Origin of the sequence: Limosilactobacillus albertensis, from assembly GCF_014145555.1 — a bacterium.
Classification (GTDB): Bacteria; Bacillota; Bacilli; order Lactobacillales; family Lactobacillaceae; genus Limosilactobacillus; species Limosilactobacillus albertensis.
Window position 1 is genome coordinate 18,455 of record NZ_JACIVD010000068.1, and the last position, 9,797, is coordinate 28,251.

The following is a 9,797-nucleotide window of genomic DNA, read 5'->3' on the forward strand; positions in this document are numbered from 1 at the left end:
TCATTGAATTATGCAAATACTCGTCTAATCCCTGCAATTACATTACGTTGACCATTAACAATTGGCTGAACCATAACTCTTGGTGGCCAGCTTTCAATTACTTGGTTGTTGCCAAGATAAATAGCTACGTGCCAAATTGTATGTGTGCCAGGTTGGTAATAGAATACTAAATCCCCACGTTGACGGTCACCGTATGAAACATTCATAAAGTGAGGGTCAGTAAAGAGATTACGTGAGTTCCATTCATTACCTGGGAAGCCATGGTAAATAGAACTACATGATGTTGGGTTAATGCCACCAGCATAAAGAGCTTGCATTACTAAACCAGAACAGTCCACACCATAGGCAGGAGATGATGAACATCCGGCTAGCCATGGTTTACCCATGTATTGGTAAGCCTGACGAATCATTGCCTCAATGTGATCCTGACGAGAAGCACCGGCACCAGCACCAAGTGGAGCAACATAACTATCAATACTATTCCATTGGTCAGCAGGTAAACCTAACGCTACCCAAGTATTATAATCAACCCAACCGGTAGCTGGTAGCCCATGCGCGCGTTGAACATTCATTACCCGGTAAGCATCAGCAGTTGTATAAGTGTTGTGTTGGTAACCTGTGCCAATCCGATCCTTTACTAACTGGGTCTTAATTCCTTCGTAACCGGGGCCGATGTTGTGTCCAACTGGGCCAGTCGGTTGAATTTGACTGTAGTTGATTTGGTACATCCATGATGGGTTTTGATAAAGATTCAAGTATTGGTTAGTAAGCCAATTTTGTGAGTAATTACCTTCCCCGTTATCCGCATTACTGTACCGACTAATTAATTGCATTGCATCATGAGCATATTGACCATCAATGTTAAAGCTGACACTAAACCGTGCATTATTAGCTCCAAGAACATTGCCATAGACATTATTAATATCAGGGCTAGTGGTATTGGTTACTTCCTTACGACCAATTTCGTGACCCTTACTTAAGTCCCAGAGAATAATAAAGTGATGCTTGTTAATAAATGATGAATCATCTGCATGCCAACCAGAAGCGGTAATTGTATTACCATTTTGATTAAAATTATCTAACCATGCTTGGTTATTATTCAAATTAATTGCATTGTTGTACCAATAATCAATATGGTTCCCTTCGCCACCTTTAGCATCGTCACTGTAACGGCTAATTAAGACTAATTGATGACCAACCATTGCTGGGGTAACTTTGAAGTTCGTGCTAAATCTAGATTGACCTGCATTGGCAATGTTACCAAAACCATTTTGCGCAACATCAGCACTGGCAGTAACCTTTACATTTTGACGAGCAACTTCATGATTTGCAGTCTTATCAAATAAAATTAGGTAATGGTTGTTTAAGATTGAAGATGCATCAGCAGCATGCCAACCACTTGCATTTATTTGACCATTAGCTCCTGAAACACTAAATTGATCAAGGTATCCCGCTTGGTTAGCATAGACAGGGACAGCAGCTTGGTTATACCAGTAATCTGAATGGGTCCCTTCACCACCCTTAGCATCATTAGTATACCGACTAACAACTGTTAATTGGTGACCAATCATTGCTGGGGTAATATCAAATGAAGCATTAAACCGCGACCGGTTTGCATTATTAACATCGCCAAAACCATTTTGTGCTACATCAGCACTAACAAGTGTCTTTACCGCTTGACGAGCAACTTCATGGTTTGCCGTCTTATCGAATAAAATCAAATAATGGTTTGTCAATACTGCTGAATCATCGTTGGCATTCCATCCACTAACAATTACCTTATTATCTTTAGCATCAACACTTAATTGATCAATGTAACCAGCATTTTTACCTTTACCAATTTTAAGCGAATTATTGTTAAACCAGTAATCTGAACGGTTACCTTCACCTGTTTTTTCGTTATCACTGTAACGACTAACAATGGTAAACTCATCGCCAAGCATAGCTGGATTAATTGTAAATACAGCACTAAAGCGAGACTTATTAGCATTAGCAATTGTTGCATAACCATTTTGTGCTACATCTGGACTGGCAACAACTTTTGTTTTTTGACGAGCAACTTCTTTATTCTTAGACTTATCAAATAAAATCAAGAAGTGAGCCGGCTTATTAACTGATTGATCATCTGCATGCCAACCACTAACTTCAATATTATTACCGTTAACCTTGAAATTATCTAAATATGCGGCTTTAGTCTGAATCGTTGGGTACCAGAAATCAACTCCGCCATTAGGCTCACCAACTGGGCTATTAGTATAACGAGATACAAAACGTACAGATGATGCATTGTTCAAACGATTAACAGGAATAGTTGCTTGAAAACCACCATTACCTGAAATAGGTGCTTTGGGATATACCTTTTGAACATCTGGACGGTAAGTTGTTTCTACCTTTGTTCGGTATAATTCATGGTTATTATCACCATTCAAAGCAATAAGGTAGTGATCCATTCCATTTTTATATTGGTTAGTAGCGTGCCAACCATTAACTTCAATATTGTTTTCATCTTTAGCATTAGTTGTAACGGTATCAATATAACCGTTATTTACCGGTGTTTTGTAATCAACATCGGCTTGTTGTTTAGTAGATGGATTATTAGTGTTTGTGTTTTGTGTGTCTACTGAACCCTGACCTGATTGCTTTTCTTGATCAGGCTTACCATTGGATTGTTGATCTTTTGTTCCCGTTGCTTTTTCAACTTGAACTGTTGGAGTTGCAACTGTATCAGCGTGTACAGTGGTGCTTGCAATAGATACACCCGCTGCTGCTGCAACCAATGTAATCATCATCGTACACCAGTTTTTACCAGCCTTAAAAAGCTTATAATGGCTTTTTTCTTGCATAATATTACCTGACTTTCCTTAGAGAAATTAACTTTCATTAAACAGGTAAATTAAATCATAAATTCAAATATTTTTAAATAGTTTTTCAATATTTCTTCATATTTTTCAGTGAATGAAAAAAGCATCTATACAATTGCATAGATACTCTTGTTCAAAACTATTTTACAATTTTGCTGTCAATTTCACATCAGGATACTTTTGCTTAAACCAGTTTTCCGCAAATTGATTTTCAAATAAGAACAGTGGCTGGTCATGAATGTCTTTAACCAAGATATTCCGTGATGACGACATCTTCTCGTCCAATTGGTCAGGGTCAATCCAACGAGCAGTCTTCTTCCCCATTGGCTCCATCACAACTTCGGAATTATATTCGTTTTGCATTCGGAACTTAAAGACCTCAAACTGTAACTGACCAACGGCACCCAAAATATAGTCCCCAGTTGAGTAGCTCCGATAAAGCTGAACTGCTCCTTCTTGGACTAACTGATTAATTCCCTTATGGAAGGACTTTTGCTTCATCACGTTTTTAGCAGCTACCCGGACAAATAATTCAGGGGTAAATTGTGGTAACTTTTCAAATTGAATATCCTTTTTACCATTGTAAATAGAATCGCCAATTTGGAAGTTACCCGTGTCATACAGCCCGATAATATCACCGGCAACAGCAGTCTCTACATTCTCACGGGTGTCAGCCATAAACTCAGTCACATTTGATAACCGCATTGGCTTCTTCGTCCGTGATAAAGTAACGTCCATTCCGCGATCAAATTCGCCGGAACAAATCCGTACGAAAGCAATTCGATCACGGTGTCGCGGATTCATATTTGCCTGAATCTTGAAAACAAAACCAGAGAATTCAGGATCAAGGGGCTTAATAACATCCCCTTCTTCGGTCTTATGGTCGCTTGGTGCTGGTGCAAATTGAAGATAGGTCTCCAAGAAAGTTTGTACTCCAAAATTAGTTAACGCTGAACCAAAGAAGACAGGCGTTTGATCACCTTTTGCAATCTTCTCACGGTCTAATTCATTACCAGCAACCTCAACTAATTCCATGCCATCCATTGCGTCCTGCCATTCACCATCACCAGCTAATGGATTTTCACCTTTAACATTGCCATCTTCATCTAATGGTAAGTAAGGGTTGCTTTCGTCTACTGGGTGGGTCAATGCAACACGGCGATTAAAACGGTCATATACTCCTTTAAACTGGTGGCCGGAGCCAATTGGCCAGTTCATCGGGTAGGTCTCAATTCCAAGGACATCTTCAACTTCATTAAGTAAGTCGAGCGGTTCACGGGCATCCCGATCAAACTTGTTCATAAAGGTAAAGATTGGAATCCCCCGCATTTTACAAATTTGGAAAAGTTTCTTTGTCTGCGGCTCAATCCCCTTAGCACTATCAATAACCATGACAGCAGAGTCCACTGCCATTAATGTCCGGTAGGTATCTTCAGAAAAGTCTTCGTGTCCCGGGGTATCAAGGATATTGATTCTTTTTCCTTGAAAATCAAACTGCATAACAGATGAAGTAACAGAGATTCCACGCTTCTTTTCAATCTCCATCCAGTCAGATTTAGCAAAATTACCGGTTTTCCGTGCTTTAACGGTCCCAGCTTCCCGAACAACGCCTCCAAAAAGGAGAAGTTGCTCAGTAATAGTTGTCTTACCGGCATCCGGGTGTGAAATTATGGCGAATGTCCGTCGCTTATTAACTGCTTCAGCAAGTTGTTTTGGTGACATTAACTTATTTTCCTTTCTTCATTTAAATTTGCGCAATATCTCTACTATATTATTACATATTTTTAGGAAAGTCTATCCTTGCGAAAAGTTACAGAAAGTTTAAAGTCTTACGATATATTTGAACTTGATATTAATTTTCTGCTATATTAATAAAGTTAGAACTTATTTTATTGAGGTACTTTGTATATGGATAATAACAATAATCACGAATCACGGGAACACTACCGTAAGCGGATGGAAGAACGAATCCAACGTGACGTTAATGAGCGCAAACGACGAGAACGCGAGGAAGCACATAATAATCGTGAAAATCGATTGCGGCGCGAAGAAGAACAGTCGTCACCAGACTTTCAGCCACCGCAAAAACACCACTACCGGACTCCTAATTGGGTACGGCTTTTGATTGGTCTCTTAATCTGCCTTGTGGTTGCCGGTGGATTTTACGAATATCATAAAGTTCATTCAGTTGCCAAAGGAGTGTTTGGCGCTGGTGATGGTAAGATTAGTAAGAAGCTGCAAAAAGGTGAGCCTGTCTCTGTTCTTACGATGGGAACCGATGTTGGTGCCCTGGATCGGGGTAATAAGGGTGGTAATACCGACTCACTAGAATTATTCACCATTAATCCAAAGAACAAAACAATCACAATGACGAGTATTCCCCGCGACATTTTAGTTCGTGTCGAAACTAGTGATGGTCCAGACTATGTCAAGATCAATGCGGCCTATGCAATTAATGGCCCTAAGCAAACCGTTAAACAAGTATCAGAGCTACTTGATGTGCCAATCGATTACTATGCCGTTATCAACATGGGAGTTCTCGAAAAAGTTGTAAACTCTGTTGGCGGAGTTGAAGTTAACAACCCATTTGCCTTCGACTATGAAGGACACCACTTCAAAAAAGGTAAACAACACCTTAACGGAGCAAACGCCTTGAAGTACTCACGGATGCGGTACGATGATCCAAATAATGATTACGGTCGACAAAAACGGCAACAACAGATTCTAAAGAGCGTTATCAATAAATTTAAGACTTCGGGATCAATTGGAGCAGCTAATAAGATTCTTGATGCTGTTGGGGATGGGGTTAAAACTAATATCCCGATTGACGATATTGCAACCCTTTACGGAAACTACCATGGAGCAATGAATAACGTTAAAACGTACCATTTCCAAGGTCAAAACGCAACAATCGAAGGAGTATCCTTCCAAATTGCCAGTCCAAAAGAAATCAACCGGGTATCTAAATTAGTTCGTGCGCAACTGGGCTTAAAAGCTAAAAATGTTGTTAACCACGAAACTAAGATGTACAAGTCACAGCCACACTATAACGGATATAATGAAACTAACTTCATTCTTCCAGGTGGTGCAAGTTACAACGATCCCGGTAGTGGTAATGGTAGCGATGAGGTTACTGGCTCAAGTAGTCACCATTCACAAACTAGTCAAAGCGAAGAAGAAAGTACTTCAGTAAACAATAGCAACGAAGCATATAGTGAATCGCAAGCTGTTCCTGCTACTGAAAACCATGCACAAGCTGCTACTACTCAACGTTACTCAACACCGCAATATCACACTTACCGCAGTTATAATAATGGTTACCACTCAACCTACACTCACCCAACATACGGTAACCATTACGGATATACACATCGATATTACTAAATAAAAAATCTTCGTTGAAATTAAATCAGCGAAGATTTTTCTTTACTCTTGTTCTTCTTTTATTGGGTGTTCAATTCGGTAAATATCAAAGAAGTATTCACAAATGGTCTTAATAACCGCATAGAATGGAATGCAAAGAATCATTCCACCAATTCCGGCAATATGACCGGCAGCAAGCAACAACATAATAATTGTTAACGGGTGAATTTGTAATGTCTTACCAATAATGTTTGGATAAACAATATTTCCATCTACCTGTTGAACAACAATTACAACAACGATTACCCAAATAATTTTATTTGGCGCCATTGTTAATGCCACAAACAAGGCAGGTGCAATCCCAATATAAGGTCCAATGTATGGAATAATATTTGTTAGTCCAGCAACAATTCCTAGCACGATTGCCAATGGTTGGCCGATAATTACATAACCAATTGATGTAAACACACCAACAAATAGGCACTCGATCATCTGTCCAGAAATATATGAGGACAAGGTGGAATTCATCTTCCCAAGAAGCTCATTCACCTCTTTAGCATGATGCGGTGAAAGCCATTTCTGAATACTTGGAATAAGCTTAGAACCATCCTTAAGCATGTAGAATAGCATTACGGGAACAGTAATAGTCACAACAGTAACATTTGTCAGCATCCCAATAATATCCCCTACCCGTTCAGATAGTCCTTGTAGAACTTTTTGAGCATAGCCAGCTAACTGGTGATCAAACTGACGGTAATAAGAATTTAAATCAACGTTCTTTAAAAATGAGTGTTGAATAGTGTCATTAATTAAATGCTGTAATCCGGTAACTGTTTGCGGTAAATGACGAACTAAGGACGAAATTTCCTTTACTACCGGCGGAATCAGCATTGTTATTCCCCCGACAATAATCACAATTAGCAACAACACAATTAATAAACTAGCTAGTCCCTTGTTCATCCGAAAACGACCAATTTTAATCTTCATAAAAAGCTTTAAAACTGGGTTTAACATATAATACAAGAAGCCAGAGATAATCAGCGGAACAAAAACAACTGAAATAAAAGTTAGAAATGGTTGAAATACAAACTGGATTTTCGTACACATCCAGATTAAAGTTGCTATCGACAATAACATTAACGGCCAAAAAAGCCAATGATAAAATTTTTGCTTAGACATAGATACTCCTTATAAAATAAAAAACCTTCTAAAATTGTACCGCAGTTTTAGAAGGTTTTGTTTAAAAATTAATTATTAAAGGTGAGAATATTCATACTTAACTAATTCAAAGAAGTCATTCATTGTATAGGAAGTGCCAAAGTAACGTGATGCCCTATTTGTCCAATAGCCATCAGGATCTGTATGATTTGTCTTACCATTAGCAATATATCTAGTTACATCATGGTGTGACCATAATGATCCAGTACCATCTGATTGTGCTAAACTAGGGAACATTCCATATTCATTCATCTTATATGCGGTATAGTAAGCAGCATTTACAAGTTCGTGAGCAAAGTTATTTGCACCATATACTTCTACCTGTTCAAATTGAACTGCTCGACCATTTGCTGGATAGGCTGCTCCCCAGGCTTCATGATCTGTTGGAGCAATTTCTACAATTTGGTTACCATCAACAAAAGCATGCACAAAAGCACCATTGTAATTAGCCTTCTCGTAGTTAATCTCCCCCCCCATACTGTCATTAGGGTTGGCAGTTTCATGAACTACGACCATATTGGGCTTACCATCTTTAGTTTCACTATATTTGCCAGTCAAAATTCCACTAGCTACATTAGCTTCGTTAAGAACATGATTTACCGTAATATTTGCATGCCCAATTCCATTATCTAAAATATAACGGTTGATACCATTTGCATTCATATTGTACTGTAAGTTCACAATAACTGGATTGGAGTAGAAGTCAACATAATTACCGTTACCTTGTTGATCATCAGTAATCCGATGAATAAAACGAACCAAGTGTCCTTGCATATTAGCAGGGATATCCATTGTTACTTGGAAGCCAGACTTATTAGCTTCCTTAATATATGGATAAACATTTTGAACATCGTTACGAGTAATATCCTTATCAGTAATTTGCTGACGGTAAAGTTCCTTACCACCATTATCAAGAACAATTAAGTATTCATATGGTCTATTAGCAACTTGAGTGCTTGCATGCCAACCGCTAAGACTTACCTTGGTTGCAGTAATATGAACATTATCAAAATTACCTGTGTTTGTTGGGTAATCCTGACTAGTTTGATCACTAAAATCAGTCTTACCATCTGTTGAACCAGCAAAACGAAGCAAGATCTTTAAGGTGCCATTGGCTGTTGCCGGGTCAACCTTTAAATTAACATTAAAGCCACTCTTTTGCGAGTTGTACAAACTTGGGTAGACTTTGGCAACATCGGGACGATCAGTTAAGCTTAACTTTGTCCGCGCAATTTCTTTGCCATTGTTTAATAAAATCAAGTATGGATTTTGCTTATTAATAGCCTGGTCACTAGCTACCCAACCGGTTACATTAAAGCCATCTTTAGTCGCACTGAAATTATCAATGTTGTAAGCCTGCTGGTTTAATGTTACTGGTGCTGACCAGAAATCAGTGAACTTGCTTTGTCCATTATCACCATTGCCTTCAGCTAAAGTTGAATAACGGCTAACGATTTGGTAAGCGTGACCTGGAGTTAGGTTAACTTTACCAAAACTAGCATTAAAACCAGACTGACCAGCACTTTGAACGGCGGGATAAGCCTTCGCTACATCTGGACGGGCAACATTAGTAACCTTTATTGAAGCTACTTGAGTATTGTTACTCTTATCAAAAAGAATTAAGTAGTGGTTACTTTCTACTTGAGAATAATCAGTAGCGTGCCAACCAGCAACTGTTAATTCCCCATTACTAAGGTTAAAGTTATCAAGGTTACCTTGATTGCTGGTATTGTTTGGAGTGAATTTCTTTGGGGCATACCAATAATTAACGTTATTGCCTTCACCATTTTGGACATCACTGTAGCGACTAATAACTTGCAATTCATGATTTAAGTCCACATTAGCCAATGAGAAGCTAACATTAAAACCAGAGTTTTGCGCATTGATTACCTGCGGGTAAACCTTGGCGACATCGGGACGGGCAACTGCTGTTGCCTTTTGCCGTGCTAACTCATGACCGGCAGTCCGGTCAAATAAGATGATGTAATGGTTATGCTTGCCCAATGCTTTATTAGTGGCATTCCAACCGGTTACTTGTAATTGGTTATTAACAATACTGAAATTATCAAGATAGGCATTGTTGCTCTTATCTAAATTGATTGGTTGCGACCAAGAATCAACGTGGTCTCCTTCACCGTTAGCAGCATTACTGTAACGGCTAACGATTTGAAGATGGTCATCAACATTCTTAACCTTGCTCCAGTCAAGACTGTTCATCGTTGCTTGGTAACCGGCATCCTTAGCATTGACTACATTAGGATAAGCCTTTGCGACATCGGGACGAGCAAGATTTCCATTTACCTTGGTCCGTCCTAATTCTGTATTAGTAGTACTGTCATAAGCAATTACATACCG

At 38.9% G+C, this 9,797-nt stretch carries 5 protein-coding genes; 1 reads left to right on the plus strand and 4 read right to left on the minus strand.

Annotated features, from left to right (window positions below):
* Positions 1-8: 8 nt before the first annotated feature.
* Positions 9-2,843, minus strand: coding sequence for an NlpC/P60 family protein (locus tag H5S41_RS08580; RefSeq protein WP_182602984.1), 2,835 nt, complete (start codon positions 2,841-2,843; stop codon positions 9-11).
* 162 nt (positions 2,844-3,005) lie between these two features.
* On the minus strand, positions 3,006-4,583 hold the full coding sequence (locus H5S41_RS08585) for a peptide chain release factor 3 (RefSeq protein ID WP_182602985.1): 1,578 nt from the start codon (positions 4,581-4,583) through the stop codon (positions 3,006-3,008).
* Positions 4,584-4,769: 186 nt separating this feature from the next.
* Here H5S41_RS08585 and H5S41_RS08590 point away from each other — a divergent pair, with 186 nt between their 5' ends.
* Positions 4,770-6,245 (plus strand): LCP family protein, encoded by a 1,476-nt coding sequence (locus tag H5S41_RS08590; protein WP_182602986.1) that lies wholly within the window; start codon positions 4,770-4,772, stop codon positions 6,243-6,245.
* Between the two features lie 42 nt (positions 6,246-6,287).
* Here the strand turns inward: H5S41_RS08590 and H5S41_RS08595 are convergent, their stop codons facing one another.
* Positions 6,288-7,403: an AI-2E family transporter gene (locus H5S41_RS08595; RefSeq protein WP_182597570.1), complete on the minus strand. Its 1,116-nt coding sequence runs from the start codon at positions 7,401-7,403 to the stop codon at positions 6,288-6,290.
* Between the two features lie 75 nt (positions 7,404-7,478).
* The coding region (locus H5S41_RS08605; protein WP_259395116.1) for a peptidoglycan recognition protein family protein at positions 7,479-9,797 on the minus strand (2,319 nt) is incomplete at its 5' end.

Bases quoted from the DNA above. Each gene is read 5' to 3' on its own strand.
- H5S41_RS08580 (WP_182602984.1), bottom strand. From the start codon at position 2,843: ATGCAAGAAAAAAGCCATTATAAGCTTTTTAAGGCTGGTAAAAACTGG.
- H5S41_RS08590 (WP_182602986.1), top strand. From the start codon at position 4,770: ATGGATAATAACAATAATCACGAATCACGGGAACACTACCGTAAGCGG.
- H5S41_RS08595 (WP_182597570.1), bottom strand. From the start codon at position 7,403: ATGTCTAAGCAAAAATTTTATCATTGGCTTTTTTGGCCGTTAATGTTA.
- H5S41_RS08585 (WP_182602985.1), bottom strand. From the start codon at position 4,583: ATGTCACCAAAACAACTTGCTGAAGCAGTTAATAAGCGACGGACATTC.